Origin of the sequence: Bradyrhizobium genosp. SA-4 str. CB756 (assembly GCF_000473125.1) — a bacterium.
GTDB classification, from domain to species: Bacteria; Pseudomonadota; Alphaproteobacteria; order Rhizobiales; family Xanthobacteraceae; genus Bradyrhizobium; species Bradyrhizobium arachidis.
Genome location: NZ_KI421499.1, coordinates 8,143,937 through 8,161,688 on the forward strand (window position 1 = coordinate 8,143,937; position 17,752 = coordinate 8,161,688).

General features: G+C 66.9%; 11 protein-coding genes. 1 reads left to right on the plus strand and 10 read right to left on the minus strand.

All coding sequences use genetic code 11. The annotated features are described in order from the left end of the window. Positions 1–33: 33 nt before the first annotated feature. From addA to ubiE, 10 genes are all read right to left on the minus strand, one after another. The gene (gene addA, locus BRAGE_RS0139440) at positions 34–3,543 is read right to left on the minus strand and encodes a double-strand break repair helicase AddA (RefSeq protein WP_027563884.1); all 3,510 of its coding nucleotides are present in this window, start codon (positions 3,541–3,543) and stop codon (positions 34–36) included. Beyond that, the gene (gene addB, locus BRAGE_RS0139445) at positions 3,537–6,683 is read right to left on the minus strand and encodes a double-strand break repair protein AddB (protein ID WP_027563885.1); all 3,147 of its coding nucleotides are present in this window, start codon (positions 6,681–6,683) and stop codon (positions 3,537–3,539) included. The genes addA and addB overlap by 7 nt, the downstream gene beginning before the upstream one ends. Before the next feature lie 218 nt (positions 6,684–6,901). Next, on the minus strand, positions 6,902–7,624 hold the full coding sequence (locus BRAGE_RS0139450) for a nucleotidyltransferase family protein (RefSeq protein WP_027563886.1): 723 nt from the start codon (positions 7,622–7,624) through the stop codon (positions 6,902–6,904). Between the two features lie 138 nt (positions 7,625–7,762). Beyond that, entirely contained in the window at positions 7,763–8,080 is a 318-nt protein-coding gene (locus BRAGE_RS0139455) for a PilZ domain-containing protein (RefSeq protein ID WP_027563887.1), read from the minus strand. A 77-nt stretch (positions 8,081–8,157) separates the two neighbouring features. Continuing rightward, positions 8,158–9,690: a tRNA (adenosine(37)-N6)-threonylcarbamoyltransferase complex ATPase subunit type 1 TsaE gene (gene tsaE / locus BRAGE_RS0139460; protein ID WP_027563888.1), complete on the minus strand. Its 1,533-nt coding sequence runs from the start codon at positions 9,688–9,690 to the stop codon at positions 8,158–8,160. Further along, complete coding sequence (locus BRAGE_RS0139465) at positions 9,687–12,191, minus strand: sensor histidine kinase (RefSeq protein ID WP_027563889.1); 2,505 nt, start codon at positions 12,189–12,191, stop codon at positions 9,687–9,689. Before BRAGE_RS0139465 ends, tsaE begins: the two co-directional genes overlap by 4 nt. A 278-nt stretch (positions 12,192–12,469) precedes the next feature. Next, a complete protein-coding gene (dut, locus tag BRAGE_RS0139470; RefSeq protein WP_027563890.1) occupies positions 12,470–12,928 on the minus strand; it encodes a dUTP diphosphatase in 459 nt (152 codons plus the stop codon). Further along, complete coding sequence (gene coaBC / locus BRAGE_RS0139475; protein WP_027563891.1) at positions 12,925–14,376, minus strand: bifunctional phosphopantothenoylcysteine decarboxylase/phosphopantothenate--cysteine ligase CoaBC; 1,452 nt, start codon at positions 14,374–14,376, stop codon at positions 12,925–12,927. Before coaBC ends, dut begins: the two co-directional genes overlap by 4 nt. A gap of 57 nt (positions 14,377–14,433) precedes the next feature. Beyond that, positions 14,434–16,008: a 2-polyprenylphenol 6-hydroxylase gene (gene ubiB / locus BRAGE_RS0139480; protein WP_027563892.1), complete on the minus strand. Its 1,575-nt coding sequence runs from the start codon at positions 16,006–16,008 to the stop codon at positions 14,434–14,436. Continuing rightward, the gene (ubiE, locus tag BRAGE_RS0139485; RefSeq protein WP_027563893.1) at positions 16,005–16,766 is read right to left on the minus strand and encodes a bifunctional demethylmenaquinone methyltransferase/2-methoxy-6-polyprenyl-1,4-benzoquinol methylase UbiE; all 762 of its coding nucleotides are present in this window, start codon (positions 16,764–16,766) and stop codon (positions 16,005–16,007) included. The genes ubiB and ubiE overlap by 4 nt, the downstream gene beginning before the upstream one ends. Before the next feature lie 81 nt (positions 16,767–16,847). On the opposite strand from ubiE, the gene mutM reads away from it, so the two are divergent. Continuing rightward, positions 16,848–17,747 carry a bifunctional DNA-formamidopyrimidine glycosylase/DNA-(apurinic or apyrimidinic site) lyase gene (mutM, locus tag BRAGE_RS0139490; protein ID WP_027563894.1) on the plus strand — a complete coding sequence of 300 codons (900 nt, stop codon included), beginning with the start codon at positions 16,848–16,850 and terminating at the stop codon, positions 17,745–17,747. Positions 17,748–17,752: the final 5 nt, after the last annotated feature.

Consider the following 17,752-nt stretch of genomic DNA (forward strand, 5'->3'; position numbering starts at 1 on the left):
GATGGGAATCGCGCCCGGGATCATGGCGTCAACCTATGAACGGCCCCTTGCCGGGTCAAGGACGCTCACACCGAGATGAAGGGATGCCAGCGCCGCGTCCAGCGCGGGGGCCGAAATCTCCATATATTCAAGGGCCTCGGTCCAGAGCAGGACGGCCCGGATGGGCTTTTGGGGATAAAGCCGGGCCAGCACCGCCCGGTAAAGGGCAAGCTGCCGGACATAGGCCGCCGGCGCCTCAGCCGCGCTCTTGGGCGCGGCCTGGTTGGTCTTGAAATCGACGATCAGAACCTCATCCGGACGCACGACCAGCCTGTCGATCTGGCCCGACACCAGCGCCGGCGGCCGGCCCGGCCGTTCGAGCTTGCCGACGATGGCAACCTCCGCCCGGCTGCCGGCGGCGAAGACTGGGGCGAAGCGCGGCTCGGCGATCAAGGCGAGCACCTTGTCGGCGAGCGCGATGCGATCGCCCTCCGTCCAGTCCGAGGCGTTGCGCGCCATGAAGCCGAGCGCGGCCTCGCGCCGGCGCTCGGTGGCAATGTCGGGCAGGGATTGCAGCAGTCGATGCACCAGCGTGCCGCGCTGCAATGCCAGCGCGCGGGACTGGACCGATTCGCCTGATCGCACCGAGCGGCCTTCCTCGGCCGACTGGCCGGAGGGGCGCACGGGATCGTCGTCGGCGGTTTCGCCGGGCGCCGGTGTCCGCAGCCAATCCGGCAATGCGATGGACTGGTCCACGGCCGTCGCCGGCGTGCCGAGCGCAGCGACATCCTCGGGCCGCGCGAATCGGGTCACCTTGCCGAGCGGCGTCTCGACTGTCTCCTTGGCAAGACCCGAGCCGGTGAGCCCGGTGTCGATCAGGTCGTACCAGCTCAGCTTCCGCACCGTCCGCATGTTGCCGGGCATGCATCCGCCGACGATCAGCCGGTCGGCCGCGCGCGTCATCGCGACATAGAGCAGGCGGCGATATTCGTCCTCGGTTTCTTCCAGCATCGCCTTGCGCGCGTCTGCGACGGGCTTGGGATCGTCTGCCTTGCGCCCAGCCCAGACCACCACCTCGCCGCCATTGCCGCGCGGCACGTGGATCAGCCGGACCCGCTGCGAGTCCGCGGGCGACGACGTGGTGTCGACCATGAACACGACCGAGGCCTCGAGGCCCTTGGCGCCGTGCACGGTCATCACCCGCACCTCGTCCCGCGAAATCTCCATGTCGCGCTTCACCTCGGTGTCGGCCGAGCGCAGCCAGGCCATAAAACCCTGCAGCGAAGCCGGCGCCTTGCGCTCATAGTTCAGCGCCAGCTCCAGGAATTCGTCGAGCGCGTCGTTGGCCTCATGGCCGAGCCGGCGCAGGATGCGCGCGCGCCCGCCGTCGCCGCCGAGCAGCCAGGCGTAGAACGCGAACGGCGTCTCCTCGCGGGCACGGATTTCGCAGGCTTCCAGGCGCCGCTGCACCGTCGTGAACTTCTCGCTTCCAGCCGCATGCTCGCCGAGCGCGCGGCGCAGCGGTCCCTTGCGGCCATGGGCGAGCTGAAACAAATCGTCGTCGTCGAGCCCGAACAGCGGACTCTTCAGCGCGACCGCGAGCGCGAGATCGTCCTGCGGCAGCAGCAGCGCGTCCGCAAGATTCATCAGGTCGATGATGCCGATGTGCTCGGTGAGCTTGAGCCGGTCGGCGCCGGCGACCGGGACACCAGCGTGCTTCAGCGCCTGGATCACCGCATCGAACGCATTGCCGCGCCGGCGCACCAGGATCAGCATGTCGCCGTAACGCAAGGGACGGCGCTCGCCTGCGTGCCCGGTCAGCGTGCCGCTCTCGACCAGCCGCTTGATCTCGGTCTGGATGCGGCGCGCGAGCTTGACTTCGGGGCTAGTGGCGGCAACGCCATCGAACGGCGCGCGCCAGCCCTCGATCTCCTGCCGGTCGTCGGCCTCCGCAAGGTCCCACAGCTCGATCACGCTGGGTCCGGCGTCGGCGAGCGAATTGTGCAGAGGCTGGCCAATGTCGACCGAATGGATGCTCTTGTAGATCTGGGGCTCGCGGAAGACGTGATCGACCGAGTGCAGGATCGCGGCGCCCGAGCGGAACGAATAGGTGAAGGCGACTGGATCGAACTTCAGCCCTGCAGCGGTGAATCTGCGGCCTAGCTCCCGCTTGCGCGTATCGAATTCGTGTGGGTCAGCCCCCTGGAACGAGAAGATCGACTGCTTCTCGTCGCCGACGGCGAAGACCGTGCGGTTCAGTCCCTCGCGCGCGCCTTCGCCGGCCGTGAACTCCGAGATGATGTGCGCGACGATGTCCCATTGCCGCGGGCTGGTGTCCTGGGCCTCGTCGATCAGGACATGATCGACGCCGCGGTCGAGCTTGTAGTGCACCCAGCCCGAGGAGACGCGGTTCAGCATCGCCAGCGTCTTGTCGATGAGGTCGTCGTAGTCGAGCAGGCCGCGTTCCTGCTTCTCGCGGCGGTAGTTTGCCGCGGCGGCAGTCGCGATATGCAGGAGCGCCGCGGTGCGGTCGCGCATGGTCACCGCGCGGCGCTTCTCGATCAGTCCAGCGAGGCGTTGCGCCTCGTTCTCGAACAGGCGCGCGACGGACGGATTGTGCTCACCGAACTTCTTGGTCAGCACCGCCTTGCGCGACAGCTTCTCGTCGGTGAGGAAGACGCAGAGATAGGCATCGACCTGCGCCGCGCCGGAGAACACTTTTGCCTCGCGGAGGCGGCTGGCCTGGTCGTTGTCGGACTTGCTGCCATCCTCCAGCGCAAAGGCGATGTCGTCCCAGCGCGAGCGCGGCAGGAACGGGCCGTCGAGAATCTCCGTCTCGACGTCCTCGATGCGGTCGCTGGCATCGACGCCCAGAACCGCCGCCATCTGCGCGGAAGCGGCTTCAGCGTTGCCGGCCTCGTCGGTCCAGGCCATGAAATGGTCGCGGCTCAGGCACGCCTCGCGAACGACCTCCTTGAAGGTGACGTCGGCGGCGCTCGCCATCGCCGTCAGCAGCGCGCGGCCGGTGACAGTCTCCGGGTCGCGTGCGGCCTCCAGCAGCACCTTCAGGTTGGCGCGCTCCATCATGTCGGTCTGGTCGCGCTCGTCGATCACGGCGAAGCGTGCCGGCACGTTGGCCTCGAATGGAAACTGCTGCAGCAGGCGGGTGCACAGCGCGTGGATGGTCTGCACCTTCAGTCCGCCCGGCGTCTCCAGCGCGCAGGCAAACAGTTTTCGCGCGTCGCGCCGCAATTTGCGATCGGGGTGGGGGATGCCGACGGCGCGGATCGCGGCATCGAGGCCGGTATCGTCGAGCGTCACCCAATGACCAAGCGTGGTGAACACGCGCTCGGCCATGTTGGCGGCGGCGGCCTTGGTGAAGGTGATGCAGAGGATCTTTTCCGGTGGCACGCCCGACAGCAACAGACGGATCACGCGCTGCACCAGCACATGCGTCTTGCCCGAGCCGGCATTGGCCGACACGAAGGCCGACGCAGTGGGATCCGACGCACGCGCCTGACGCGCGCGCACCTCGTCGGGAATCGGGCGAGGCAGCTTTACCATTCCTCGATCCCCAGGCCGCCGGCCGCGGACCATTCCTTGATCCGGGCGAGATCGTCATAGGCGCCGTAGCGGTTGGTCCACATCGGCAGGTTCAGCGAGGTGTAGGGCTGGTTCTCGTCCTCGAACGCGCGGATCAGCGCCTCCAGCTTGGCCCGCGCTTCCGCAGCTGCGGTGTCCGGCGGCTGCGGCTCGTCGCCCGGCTTGTATTTGAGCTCGAGGATGCGCTCCTCCCCGGGCGGATTGTTGCCGCTGAGGCGCACATAGACGAGCTGGCTCACGGACGAACCGGCGTCGATCTCGGGGAAACCGCCCTCGCGCAGGATCGCGGCCTCCAGCGTGAGCTGCGGCGACAGGCCCATGCGGACCTGCTTGCCGGTCGGCGGCTGGCCGGTCTTGTAGTCGAGGATGGCATAGCCGCCGCCCTGGCGCCGCTCGATGCGGTCGGCGCGGGCGGAGAGGCGGAAGCTGCGGTTGTTGTCGAGCGTGATCGAGATCTCGCCGCGCGTCTCCGCCGTGATTGAGCCGATCGCATCGCGCCGCGCGGTCTCCCATTCGCCGAACCAGCGCGCGATGCGCTGGAAACGCGGCCACCACAGCGCCCGCGCCTCGGGCCGTTCCATCAGCGGCGCAAAATGCTTCTCGCCGATCGCGCGCAACACGCGGGCGGGTTCGTCGGGCAGGCGCGTCGTATATTGCTCCGTGAACTCGCCAATCGCATCATGGATTGCCGAGCCGCGGTCGGCGGCCGAGAGCGGCATGTCGACGGGATCGAGCGCATCGAGCCGCAGGATGTATTTTGCGTAGATCGTGTAGGGGTCGCGCAGCCAGTCTTCGATCGCGGTCACCGACATGCTCAGCGGCCGCGTCGCGCGCGGTGGCCGCGGCTCGGGCTGCTTGATCGGCCTGACCTCGGCGGGCTGGTCGAGCGCGCCCGCGAACTGCACGTACTTCTCGCCGGCGCGGATGGCGGCCTTCCAGAGCTCGTCACCCGCGACTGCTTCGAGCCGATGCAGGAAGCGCGAGGCTACCGCCGGCGCGCCGCCCGCCTTGGCGGAATGGGTGAGGATCACCTCGTCGCCGCCGAGCAGTTGCGCGAAGTCGTGCGCGGAGAGGCCGATGCGGCGTTCCGGCAGATCGAGGCCCAGCTCATGCCGCATCGGCCGGCTCAGCCAGGGATCGATCCGCGGCGCGGGCGGCCAGACGCCTTCGATCAGCCCGCCGACGATGATGCGGTCGGCCTGCATCAGACGCGATTCCAGCGGGCCGTAGATCTGCAAGCGCGCGCCCGGCTTGTCGCGCCGCCGCACCGCGCGATCGCTGAACGCGGTCTGGAACACGTCGGCATAATCAGGCAGCGTCACCATCAGTCCGCTGGTGGTGCCGCCGCGCAGCAGATCGTCGAAGGCGGAAGCGAGTGCGAGGCCTTCGCGCTCCTCGAAGGCGAGCGGAATGCCCTGCTCGTCGCGCGACAGCTCGATCATGATCTCGCGATGCCGGTGCGCGAGCTCGGCAAAGTCGAATGGCTTTGACGATGCGAGGCTCTCGATCGGCGCCAAGGCCTTCTGCAAGGTGTCGATCAGCGTCTGGATACGATCGAGGTCTTCGGCCTTGAGACGTGCGCGCGGCTCGGCCTTGTGGAGTGCGGAGAGCTCGCTACGCCACAGCTTTGTCAGCTCGTCGCGAAAGCGATTGAACTCGCGCAAGAGGCCGCCCGTGCCCGCAGGCGGGCGCGTGCCGCGCAGCACCGCGAGCTCAAGGCTCTCGATCGCCATCTTCCACGCGCTGGGCGCGCGGCCGAGCCGGCACAGCGGATGTTTCAGCATCGCCAGCAGCGTCGGCGGTTCCAGTCCCTTGGTCGCGGCTTCCGCCACCAGGCGTGCAAAGACGCCGGCGGAGGTTTCCATCAGCACGTCGCCGCCGGAATCGTCGAAATCGAGATTCCATCGCGTCAGTGCCGCCATGACCCGCCGCGCCAGCGCGCGATCCGGCGTCACCAGCGCTGCGGACTTATCGAGATGCCGCGCCTCGCGCATCGCAATGGCGATCGCGAGCGCTTCCATCTCGGGATTGGGGGCTTCGACCACCGCGAGGTTTTTCATGCCGCCGGCGATCTTCGCGGCGACATCCGGCTGCTTCAGCCGATCGTGCCAGACTTCGGTCTTGGCCGACGGCCGCATCGATTCGGAGGCGAGCAGATCGCGGCCGCCGTCCGCCGGCGGCTGCAGGATCTCGACGTCGCTGCGCTTGATGCCGAAGCGATCCAGCAGCGCGTGCATGGCATATTGTGGATGGTTCGAGGCCGGATGCTCGGCGAACTTGCCGAGCGAATCGCGCACGCCGCCGATGGTGCGCCAGGCATCGTCGTCGAGATCGGTGTCGAGGCCCGGCAGCACGACCGCGCCATGCGGCAGCGAAGCGACCGCATGCAGGAATTTTGCGGTGGCGGGCATCGAGCCGGTCGAACCGGCCGCAATGACGGGGCCATGAGGATGTGCGGTCAGGCGCCTTGCTTCGGCAGCGATCAAGAGGTCGCGCCGCGCCGCGGGCTCGATGCGGTTGATCTCGGCCAGATGCCCAGGCCAGGCGATGCGGGCGATGCGCAAAAATTCGAGCGAATGCTGCCAGTAGCGGTCGAGCATGTCAGGCACGAGCCCGTCGAGCGCGCTCCAGTCGATTCCGCGCGTGACCATATCGTCGATCAGCCGCGCGAGATCGCCGGCCAGCGCCAGCGTCGAGGCGGGCCCGCCGACAACCAGCGGCGACAGCACCGGGCCCTTGGCCCACGCCGCGACGAGCTGCGCCAGTGTCAGCCGCCGTTCCAGCTCGCCGAGCCGCGGCGGAATGTCGAGCGGCGCCAGGCCCGAAAACTGCTCGCCTTCGTCGGCGAAAGCGAGCTCGTCCTCGTCGATGTCACCGAGCGCGACGATGCGCGGCAGCACCACGGCATCGGCCTTCATCTCGTCGAGGAAGATCTCGCGGACGACGCGCATGGCGCGCCGTGTCGGCAAATACAGCGTCGCGTCGGCCAGCCGCGCCGGTTCCTTGCGCGCCTCGAATCCATCGACCAGCCGGCCGTCGAGCAGGCTCGAGACGACCGTGCGCAGGAATGGAACTGAGAGGGGAACGCTGACGACGCGCATGGGCTGCCTGATTCGGAGATCACGGCAATATAGGGAGGCGGGCGCGAACGGTCATGGGCTGGGAGCGAGTCGTCCCCGCTGTTCGACCAGGACAGGTGCCGTAGGGTGGGCAAAGGCGCGACAGCGCCGTGCCCACGTGTCTCTCATCGAGTTTCTCAGGTTGAATGGTGGGCACGCTTCGCTTTGCCCACCCTACGGCACTGTGTGCGAGGGGGCCCTTACGCCACGCTCTCCAAAAACGCCTCTTCCGCGGCATGCACCGCATCCGGCGTGCCGACATGCATCCAGACGCCATCGAGGCGCAGGCCGAACAGGCGCTCCTGCTCATTGGCACGGTCGAACATCTTGGTCAGGGAGAACTCGCCCTGCGGCGCATCGGCGAAGATCGCCGGCGACAGGATCGCAGCGCCGGCGTAGACGAACGGAACGATCTCTTTTTCCTTGCGCTTGCGCAGGGCACCGTCGGGCGTCATGCCGTAATCGCCGCGGCCGCTATAGCCGATGCTGGTCGCGGTCGGCGCCATCAGCAGCAGGATATCCATCCGCGCGGGATCGAAGTTTTCAGCAAGCCGCGCCAGGTTGGAGCGCACGCCGTCGATCCACAGCGTGTCGGAGTTGACGTGGAAGAACGGCGCATCGCCGAGCAGCGGCAGCGCCTTGACCACGCCGCCGCCGGTGCCGAGCACCTGGTCGCGCTCGTCCGAGATGGTCACGCGCGGATGTTTGCGGGATGCGGTGTGGTCGATGATCTGGTCCGGCAGATAGTGCACGTTGACCACGGCATCGGTGACGCCGGCCTGACCGAGCTTGTCGAGCACATGGTCGAGCAGCGGCTGGCCCGCCACCCGCACCAGGGGCTTTGGCATCTTATCCGTCAACGGACGCATGCGCAGGCCGAACCCTGCGGCGAGCACCATGGCTTTGGTCGGTTTGACGGACATCAATTGCTTTCTCGGATCTTCTTTCTCTGACCTGTCGATTTCGCGTTCGCAGCAATCCTAGCACGGACCGCAACCGGCCGCACCGCATCTCATCCGCCTTAACCAGCCGCCGTGACGGTTGTACGACGAGTGTTGCCCTCACGCCCCAACAGATGTGGAACGCGCCTTTTTCTTCTTGTCGCCAAGCTTCAGGAAATTGACGCCGATCTGGTCGCCATTGACCCAGGCCAGCTCGCAGCGCCGGTACGCGAGTCCGGTTGACGACAGCAGCAGGAAAAATTCTTTCAGGTGGAGTCCTTCAACCGAGCCGTCGATGGTCAGCTTGGCGCCGCTCTCGGAGACGTCCTCCATGGTGCAGTCGCGTCGCCAGGTCCCGTCGATCCCCATCATCTGGGCCGGAATCCCGCGTTCGAAAACAACCCGGCTGTTGCCGCGCTGGTCCGTCTTCACCGCCATCTGCCCTTGCTCCAGCCCCGTAATTCTCCGGCTGACTGCGGGCGATGATACCGATGCGATGGCTAACAGGCGGTAAATCAGGTTCCAGTCTGGGCTACCGGCGGCGGCACGTTGGCGAGATACCAGTCGCGCAAGGAGCTGAGCGCCGGATGCGCGAGGGAGCGCTGGAGATAGGTCCAGATCCGCGGCTGATGGCGCAGATAATGCGGCTTACCGTCGCGGCGGTTGAGCCGGGCGAAGGTGCCGAGCAGGCGCGTGTTCCGCTGCGCCGACATGATGGCGTAGAGCTCGGCAAAGCCTGCCGCGTCGAAGCCTGCATCCTCGGCGCGGCGCGCCTTGATGTAGCGCGACAGCAGCGTGAGCTCGATATTCTCGGGCACGTCGATGCGGGCATCCTGCAGCAGCGAGACCACGTCATAGGATTGCGGTCCGAGCACGGTATCCTGGAAATCGATCACACCGACGCGTTCGATGCCGGTGCGGTCCGCGAGCCAGATCAGATTGGGCGAATGATAGTCGCGGATGATCCAGGTTCTCGGCGCAGCCATCGGCTTCTTCAAAAGCTCGCGCCACATCGCGAAAAATTCGTCGCGCGTCTCCGCGCTCAGCGGCGCGTTGCGGTCGGGCAGATACCATTCCGGCATCAAGCCGATCTCGATCAGCAGCGCCTCGGCGTCGAAGACGGGAATGGCATAGGTCTGATCCGCCAGCGGCAATGTCTCCGGCAGCGTCTTGCCGTGCAGCATGGCGAGCGCGTCGGTCGCGGCCTCGTAGCGTTCGGCGATCGGTCGCGGCGGATCGCCTTCGATCACGCCTTCGCTGCCGAAATCCTCGGTGATCAGGAAGCCATGGTCGAGATCGGCATGATGGATCGCCGGCGCCGAAATTCCTTGCGCGCGCAGGGCTTCGTCGATCGCGACGAACGGCCTGACGTTCTCGGCGAGATGCACCGCGGCGCTGTAGGACTTTCCATTGTAGAGTGCCGCGCCGTCGGGCCGCTGCGGAGAATTCATGAGGATGACGATCTCGTCATCGCGCAGCAGCCGCGCATAGGAGCGGGTGGAGGCGTCACCCGCCATGCGCTTGCGGCCTGCGTCGATGTAACCTGACGCATCGAGGAATTCCCGCAGCGTCTGCAGCCGCGCAACAGTGGCGGCAGCCTTGCCATAGCCGGTGATGTCGGCCGCGCGCGCATTCGGGCCGAGCGCCGGCCGATGCGTCAGTGCGATGTCGATGCGGTCTTCCGGCATCGCCGATGGCGCACGCTCCGGCCATTCGATCAGCACCAGCGTCGCATCGGGGAGCGGCGACAGGCCGATCTCCTCGAGCTCGCTCTCGTCCTCGACGCGGTAGAGATCGGCATGCATCACTGGGAAGGGCGGCAGCTCGTAGCCCTGCACCAGCGTGAAGGTCGGGCTCGGCACTTCCAGCTCGTCGTCGCCGGCGAGATAACGGATCAGGCTGCGGGCGGCTGCGGTCTTGCCGGCACCGAGGTCACCGGTGAGCGTGATGACGTCGCCCGGGCCGACCAGCAGCGCTAGATCGGCCATCAGTTGCGCGGTGGCCGTCTCGTTCTGAAGCGCGACGGAGAATGTGGTTGGCGCGATCATTCGGCGGCGTCGCGATGCGCCGCCTGGTCGGTCGGGAAATCGCAGATCACGACCGTGCCCCGGCCGACGATCGAATCCACCCGCACCTTGCCGCCATGCAGCTCGACGAAGGAGCGCACCAGCGACAGGCCGAGTCCGGCGCCGCGGTGACGCGAGCCCTGCGAGCGGCTTTCGAACCAGTTGAACACCTTGTCCTTCATGTCGGCGGGTATTCCGGGCCCGGAATCTGTCACGGTGAAGACCACGCTGCGCTCGGTGCGCCGCGCACTGATGCCGACGGTGGAATCCTGTGGAGAAAACCCGACGGCGTTGGCGAGGAGGTTATAGAGCACCTGCACCACGCGCTTCTCGTCGCCGACGAAGCTGCCGATATCGGGCGCGATCTCGACCTTGAGGCGGATGCGGTCGGTGGCGAGCCGGTCCTGGATACCTTCCGCGGCGAGCTCGATGGTCTTGCTGACGTCGACCGGCCCGAGTTCCAGCTTCATCGCGCCGGCATCGATGGTGGCGAGATCGAGGATGTTGTTGGTGAGCGCCAGCAGCGCGTTGGTCGATTTGGTGACGTAGTCGAGATATTCGGCCTGTTTCGGCGTCAGCGGCCCGGTCGAGGGATCGCTGAGGAAATGCGCGAAGCCGATGATGGTGGTGAGCGGCGAGCGCAGCTCGTAGGAGACGTGGTGGACGAAATCCACCTTCATCTGGTCGGCGGCCTCCAGCGCCTCGTTGCGCTCGCGCAGCGCACGCTCGACGTTCTCGGTGTCGGTGATGTCCTGGAACGTCAGCATGGTGGCGCCGTCATGCAGCGGGCGGATCATGCCGTCGAGCACGCTGCCGTCCTTGCGCTCCAGCTTCAGCGGCACATCGCCGCGGTTCTCGATCGAGGTGATGGCCTCGCGGATCTGCCGCCAGACCACGGCGTCGTCGAACAGCTGGTGACACCAGCCTTCGACGGTCTGGATGTGCGGCTCGTCGCGCATGGCGTCGCTGGAGAGCTTCCACATCCGGACAAAGGCCGGGTTGAACAGCTGGGCCTTGCCATTGCTGCCGAACACCGCGACGCCCTCGGCGAGACTGTCGAGCGTCTCGCGCTGGACCCGGATCAGGCCGTCGAAGCGGCGGGCGAGGTCGAGGCTTTCGGTGACGTCGTCGAACAGGTAGGTGACGCCGCCTTCCGGATTCGGCGTCGTGACGACGGAGAGCGCGCGACCGTCCGGCAAATACCAGGTGTCATGGGTCGCCTCGACCGCGCGATAGGCCTCGTGCAGCTTGGCCTTCCAGGCGCGGAAATCCGGCTGCTCCTGCAATTTGCGCGCAGCGCGGAGCTGGTCGAGCACGCTGGAATCGTCGGGGTTGGCGTCGAGGAAGGTGCGGTCGAGGTCCCATAGCCGTCGATAGGAATCGTTGTAGAAGGCAAGGCGCCGATGGCCGTCGAACACGGCAACGCCGGAGGAGAGCTGGTCGAGCGTGCGGCGATGCGCCTCGGCCATCCGCACCAGCGCCGAGCTCAGCGCATCCGCTTCGCTGGCGTCGATCGCGACCCCGACACTGTTGCTGCCGACATTGACCGCGCGCACATCGTACATGCGCCGCTCGCCACTGACGACGATCGGCAGCCGCGAGGTGAAACTGGCGGCGTCCTTCAGTCCCCGCTCCATCGCGGTGCGGTCGGCGCTGTCGAGCAGTTCGAGCTTGCGCTCGTGGGCATCGGCGATGCTGGCGGCCTCGGTCGCACGGACATAAGCAGGGTTGGCGTAGGTCAGCGCGCCGTTCGCGGCCTTGGCCCAGATCGGCCAGGGCGCGGCGGCGGCGAAGCCGCGCAGCATCTCGGTCTCGTCCGAGAGCGCCTTGTAGCGCAGATGGGTCTCGGCCAGATCGCGCCGCAGTCCGGACAGTTCGCGAATCCTGACAATGGCCTGGCCGCCGATGGCGCGGCCGATGGCCTCGAGGGTGTGGCCATGCGCGGTGGTCAGCGTCAGCTGGAACCCGTCGCCGCGCTCGCGCAGCGCATCGACCGCATGGTCCATCTGCAGCGCAGGTTCCGGCGGCAGCCAGGTTCCGAACGCCAGCACGCGCTGCGGCGAGGAATCGCGCGGCATCACCATCGAGATGTCGCCGGTGATCTGGGCGCGGTTGTCGCCGGCGGGCCAGGAGATCATGATCTGCGGTTCGGCGAACAGCAGCGCGCCGTAGCGGTCGGCCTGGAGCTGGAGTTCGCCGATCCGCGCGAGCAGCCGCGCCTCGTTGTCCGCCGTGCGCACGCGCGTGCGCATCAACAAGATCGCGGCCATCACCGAGAAGCCGAGCAGGGCCAGCGCAGTGGCGAGCACTGCGAGTTCCTGCCGGTTGAAATCCAGCAATGTGGAGAGGGTGTCGATGAGGTCGGCGGCCTCGGCCGGCGCAGCCGGCAGCAGCGCTGCGAGAGCGCCTCCCAACAAGCTGTTGCGCGCCAACGATGTGCACGACAGCAGCGTCCGACGCATCGACACGATCACGCCTGACATAGTTGCCCCAAGACCGCACGGATTTGCGCGCAGCGACCCCCGCCGCACGCGAATCAAACGACAATACCCCCACCGCGACTCCAGCGGTAAGAGTCCAGATCGTGAACGCAAAGGCGGCCCCAAAAAAATGCGGGGCGTGAGGTTCCAGGCTCGCGTCATCCTGCGGGTGATTCGTCTGGGATTGCCGTGGGTTAGCGCGTCACGCGGATTGCCTGCCCCGATGAAGCTGCGCCGCCTTCCCCGCTTGCGGGGGAGGTTCACCCAGCTCGCGGGCTGCGTCAGCGCCCTGTCGAGCCAAAACCGCCGGCGCCGCGATCGGTCGCCGACAATGTCGCCACCGGAACCAGCGCGGCCTGCACCACGGGTGCGATCACCATCTGCGCGATGCGCTCGCCGCGCTTGATCACGAACGGCGCGGTGCCGTGATTGATCAGGATCACCTTGATCTCGCCGCGATAGTCCGCATCGATCGTGCCCGGCGAGTTCAGCACCGTGACGCCGTGCTTGGCGGCAAGGCCCGAGCGCGGCCGCACCTGGGCTTCAAAGCCGGGCGGCAATGCGATCGCAAGGCCCGTCGGCACCAGCGCATATTGGCCGGGCGCGAGCGTCAGCGGCTCGCTCTCTGGAACTGCAGCCATCAAATCGAGCCCGGCGGCCTCCGCGGTCTGATAGGCCGGCAGCGGCAGGCCCTCGGCATGGGCGAGGCGTTGCAGTTCGACCGTGACTTTCGTGCTCAAGATGCGGACTCCAGGGATTTGCCGGTCACGCTCTTTGCGACATGCGCGACCAGTTCGATGGCGACCTGTTCCTTGGTCATCACCGGCCAGGAATCAACAGCAATCTCGCCGTCCTTCTCACCATTCTTGCGGCTGATGAGGTGGACCGTATTGCGGTCGCCGCCCATCACGCCGGTTGCGGGCGAGACGTCGTTGGCGACGATCCAGTCGCAGCCCTTGCGGGCGAGCTTCGACTTGGCATTGTCGATCAGATGCTCGGTCTCGGCAGCAAAGCCGATCACCAGCGGCGGGCGCTTGTCGGTCAGTTTCGAGATCGTGGCGAGGATGTCGGGATTCTCGACCAGCTGAAGTGGCGGCATGCCGGCCGAGGTCTTCTTCAGCTTCTGCTCGCCCTCATTGGCGACGCGCCAGTCAGCCACGGCGGCCGCGAAGATCGCGATGTCGGCGGGCAGTGCGGCCTGCACCTGCTCCAGCATCTGCCGGGCGGATTCGACATGCTTGACGGTGACACCGGCGGGATCGTCGAGATCGACGGGGCCGCTGACCAGGATCACCTCGGCGCCCGCGGCCTGCGCTGCGGCGGCAATGGCAAAACCCTGCTTGCCGGAGGAGCGGTTGGCGATGTAGCGCACCGGATCGATCGGCTCATGCGTCGGACCCGCGGTGATCAGCACGCGCTTGCCGGCGAGCGGGCGCGGCACCGGCGGCCGCAGCAGCCGCTCGGCGGCGGTGGCGATCTCGATGGCTTCCGACATGCGGCCGACACCGGCTTCGCCCGCTTCCGCCATCTCACCGGAATTGGGTCCGATCAGCACAACGCCGTCGCGCTGCACCTGCGCGACGTTGCGCCGCGTCGCCGCGTTGTTCCACATCAGCGGGTTCATCGCCGGCGCCAGCAGAATCTTGCGGTTGGTCGCGAGCAGGATGGCGCTGGCGAGATCGTCGGCATGGCCGTTCGCCATCTTCGCGATGAGGTCCGCCGTCGCGGGCGCCACCACGATCAGATCGCAGTCGCGCGCCAGACGAATGTGGCCGGCGTCGAACTCGCTCTGGGGATCGAACAGGTCGGTATAGACGCGCTCATGCGAGAGCGCGCTCACCGCCAGCGGCGTGACGAATTGCTGCGCGGCCTTGGTCAGCACGCAGCGGACCTCGACGCGGCGTTCCTTCAGCCTGCGGATCAGGTCGAGCGATTTATAGGCCGCGATGCCGCCGCCGATGATCAGGGTGACGCTGGCCTCTGGAACGGCGCCGGTGCGCTGGGAGACAGGAGCCGGCGCATGATCCGGGGGAGCGGCCATCGGCGTCAGCGGCTCCTCGTGGCCCTGGATCAGCTCGCCCAGGATGATGCGGACCTCTTCCTCGACCGATCTGCGGTTCTTGGCCGAGCGCAGCCGCAAATAGGTTTTGACGCCCTCATCGAGCTTGCGGATGGTCAGGCTTGCCATGACGCCCCTCCAGCACGGAATGATAGCGATGCTATCATCCACGTGATTGCAGTGCAATCACAGATTCCGGACGGCGATCAGGATCCCGATGAAGGTCGCGGCGATGATCCAGAGCGCCACGGTGCGCCAACGGTTCTTGCGGCCCTCGCTGCGGCCCATGGCGGCGATGCTCTCCGGCGACAGCCGGATGCCCTCCCGCGTCATGGTCTCGAGCTGCTCGAGCACCGCGACCGAGCGCTGGGCGATGTCGGGCAGGCGCATCAGCACGCGGGCGAGGTCGCCGCCGCCGGCGAGCGCGCCCTGCACCCGGCCGATCGGACCGAGGTTACGCTCGATCCATTCGCGCACCACGGGGTCGGCGATCTTCCAGATGTCGAGCTTGGGATCAAAGGCGCGCGCCACGCCCTCGACCACCACCATGGTTTTCTGCAGCAGGATCAATTCGGGCCGCGTCGTCATGTCGAACAGGCCGGTGACCTCGAGCAGCAGCGTCAAGAGCCGCGCCATCGAGATCTCCTCGGCGGTGCGGTTGTGGATGGGCTCGCCGATGGCGCGGATCGCCTGCGCGAAATTCTCGACCGAGTGATGCGCGGGCACGTAGCCCGCCTCGAAATGCACCTCGGCGACGCGGCGATAATCGCGGGTGATGAAACCGAGCAGGATCTCGGCGAGGAAGCGCCGCTCCTTCATCCCGAGCCGGCCCATGATGCCGAAATCGACCGCGACCAGGCGGCCGGCCTCATCCAGGAACAGATTGCCCGGATGCATGTCGGCATGGAAGAAGCCGTCGCGCAGCGCGTGGCGCAGGAAGCTCTGGATCACCTTGCGGCCGAGATCGGGCAGGTCGACCTGCGCCTCTTCCAGGCGCTTGTGATCGTTCAGCGCGATGCCGTCGATCCACTCCATGGTCAGCACGTTGTGCGTGGTGCGGTCCCAGTCGACGGTCGGCACGCGGAAATCGGGATCGTCCTGCGTGTTCTCCGCCATCTCGGACAACGCGGCAGCCTCGAGCCGCAGGTCCATCTCCATCGCGACCGAGCGCGACATGGTGTTGATGACCTCGATCAGGCGCAGGCGCCGCGCCTCGGCCGAATAGGTCTCGGCCTTGTGCGCGACGAAGAAGAAGTCGGAGAGGTCGCGGCGGAAGCGCGCGGCCACGTGCGGCCTGAGCACCTTGACCGCGACAGGCTTGCAAATGCCATCGCGCAGCACCTCGCCGCGATGCACTTGCGCGATCGAGGCGGCTGCGACCGCCGGGCCGAAGCTGGCAAACACGTCCTTGAGCGGCCGCTCCAGCGACGTCGCGATGGCAGCTTCCGCCTCCGCCTGCGGAAACGGCGGCAGGCGGTCCTGGAGGCTTTCCAGGTCGCGCGCCATGTTGAAGCCGACCACGTCGGGGCGGGTCGCCAGGAACTGGCCGAGCTTGAGATAGGCCGGGCCCATCCGCGTCAGTGCGCGCGAGATCCGCGGGCCCTGCTTGACGCCGCGCCGCTCGACGATGCGCGCAAGCTTCAGCGCAAGCTGGCCGGGCGGCGGCACCAGGCTGGGATCGACCGAGCCGAACACGCCCTCGCGCGCAAATACGAACGCGGCGCGGATCAGGCGCGCAATGTGGGTAAAGGCAGAGATCACAAACGCCAGCCCGAATGCAGAGCGACGATGCCGCCGGACAATGTCTGCCAGCTGACGCGGGCGAAGCCGGCGTCGCGGATCATGTCGGCGAAGGCGTTGGGCTTGGGAAACTTACGGATCGATTCGACCAGATATTGATAGGACTCGGCATCGCCGGTGACCATGCGGCCGAGCGGCGGGATCACCTTGAACGAGAACAGGTCGTAGATCCGGTCGAGCCCGGGCACCTCGACGGTGGAGAATTCCAGGCACAGGAAACGGCTGCCGGGCCTCAGCACGCGATAGGCCTCGCGCAGCGCAAGGTCGATCCGCGGCACGTTGCGAATGCCGAAAGCGATCGTATATGCATCGAAGCTGCGGTCGGCGAAGGCGAGCGCCTCGGCATTGCCCTCGACGAAATCGACCTGGGTATCGAGATGTTGCTTGGCGGCGCGCTCACGGCCGACGTCGAGCATCCCGGAATTGATGTCGCAGACAGTGGCATGGAAGCCCGGGCCCGCCGCCTTGGCGGCGCGGAACGAGATGTCACCGGTGCCGCCGGCCACGTCGAGCAGCGCGAACGGCCGGTCGCCCTTGGGTGGGTTGAGGGTGTTGATCATGATGTCCTTCCAGACCCGGTGCAGGCCACCGGACATCAAATCGTTCATCAAATCATAGCGCGACGCCACGCTGTGAAACACATCGTTCACCAGCGTCTGCTTGTCCCCCAGGGGAACGTCCCTGAAGCCAAAATGCGTGGTTTCGCCCGGCCGATCCATTACTCTACTCCACGAGGCGGACCATAGCCTGCCCGCCGCAATGGCGCTATCACACCGCCCTCATAAGGTGAATGCCTGACCATGCCTGAATTGCCCGAAGTCGAGACCGTCCGCCGCGGCCTTCAGCCCGTCATGGAAGGCGCAAAAATCCTCAAGGCGGAGGCCCGCCGGCCTGATCTGCGCTTTCCGTTCCAGCCGGACTTCGTGGCCCGGCTCAAGGGGCAGGTCGTCACGGGCCTCGGCCGCCGCGCAAAATATCTCATGGCCGATCTCGCCTCCGGCGACGTGCTGCTGATGCATCTGGGCATGTCGGGCTCGTTTCGCGTCGTCAAGCCGGACAACGAGGCGGCCCCCGGCGAGTTTCACTATCCCAGGGGCAAGGATTCCACGCACGACCACGTGCTGTTTCGGATGTCCTCCGGCGCCGACATCGTCTTCAACGACCCGCGCCGCTTCGGTTACATGAAAGTGATCGCACGCAACGCGCTCGACGATGAGCCGCTGCTGCGCGGGCTCGGCCCCGAGCCGCTCGGCAACGAATTCGACGCCGCGATGCTGGCGCGGTCCTGCGCAGGCAAGACCACGAGCCTCAAGGCGGCGCTGCTCGACCAGCGCGTGGTCGCGGGTCTCGGCAACATCTATGTCTGTGAAGCGCTGCACCGCTCGCATCTGTCGCCGCGCCGGATCGCCGCGACGCTCGCGACCAAGGGCCGCAAGGGCGCTGGCGGCGGCGAGCCGACCGATCACGCGAAGCGGCTCGTCAGCGCGATTCACACCGTGCTGAACGACGCCATCAAGGCCGGCGGATCGTCGCTGCGCGATCACCGCCAGACCTCGGGCGAACTCGGTTACTTCCAGCACTCCTTCAAGGTCTATGACCGCGAGGGCGAGAAATGCACGACGCCCGGCTGCGGCGGCACGGTCAAGCGTTTCACCCAGAATGGCCGGTCGACCTTCTGGTGTCCGAAGTGCCAGAAGTAGCAGGC

What these genes read in the sequence shown, in the direction of transcription:
- addB (WP_027563885.1), bottom strand. Translation starts at nt 6,683, where the DNA reads ATGCGCGTCGTCAGCGTTCCCCTCTCAGTTCCATTCCTGCGCACGGTC.
- coaBC (WP_027563891.1), bottom strand. Translation starts at nt 14,376, where the DNA reads ATGGCAAGCCTGACCATCCGCAAGCTCGATGAGGGCGTCAAAACCTAT.
- tsaE (WP_027563888.1), bottom strand. Translation starts at nt 9,690, where the DNA reads ATGATCGCGCCAACCACATTCTCCGTCGCGCTTCAGAACGAGACGGCC.
- mutM (WP_027563894.1), top strand. Translation starts at nt 16,848, where the DNA reads ATGCCTGAATTGCCCGAAGTCGAGACCGTCCGCCGCGGCCTTCAGCCC.
- BRAGE_RS0139455 (WP_027563887.1), bottom strand. Translation starts at nt 8,080, where the DNA reads ATGGCGGTGAAGACGGACCAGCGCGGCAACAGCCGGGTTGTTTTCGAA.
- ubiE (WP_027563893.1), bottom strand. Translation starts at nt 16,766, where the DNA reads ATGGATCGGCCGGGCGAAACCACGCATTTTGGCTTCAGGGACGTTCCC.
- addA (WP_027563884.1), bottom strand. Translation starts at nt 3,543, where the DNA reads ATGGTAAAGCTGCCTCGCCCGATTCCCGACGAGGTGCGCGCGCGTCAG.
- BRAGE_RS0139465 (WP_027563889.1), bottom strand. Translation starts at nt 12,191, where the DNA reads ATGTCAGGCGTGATCGTGTCGATGCGTCGGACGCTGCTGTCGTGCACA.
- BRAGE_RS0139450 (WP_027563886.1), bottom strand. Translation starts at nt 7,624, where the DNA reads ATGTCCGTCAAACCGACCAAAGCCATGGTGCTCGCCGCAGGGTTCGGC.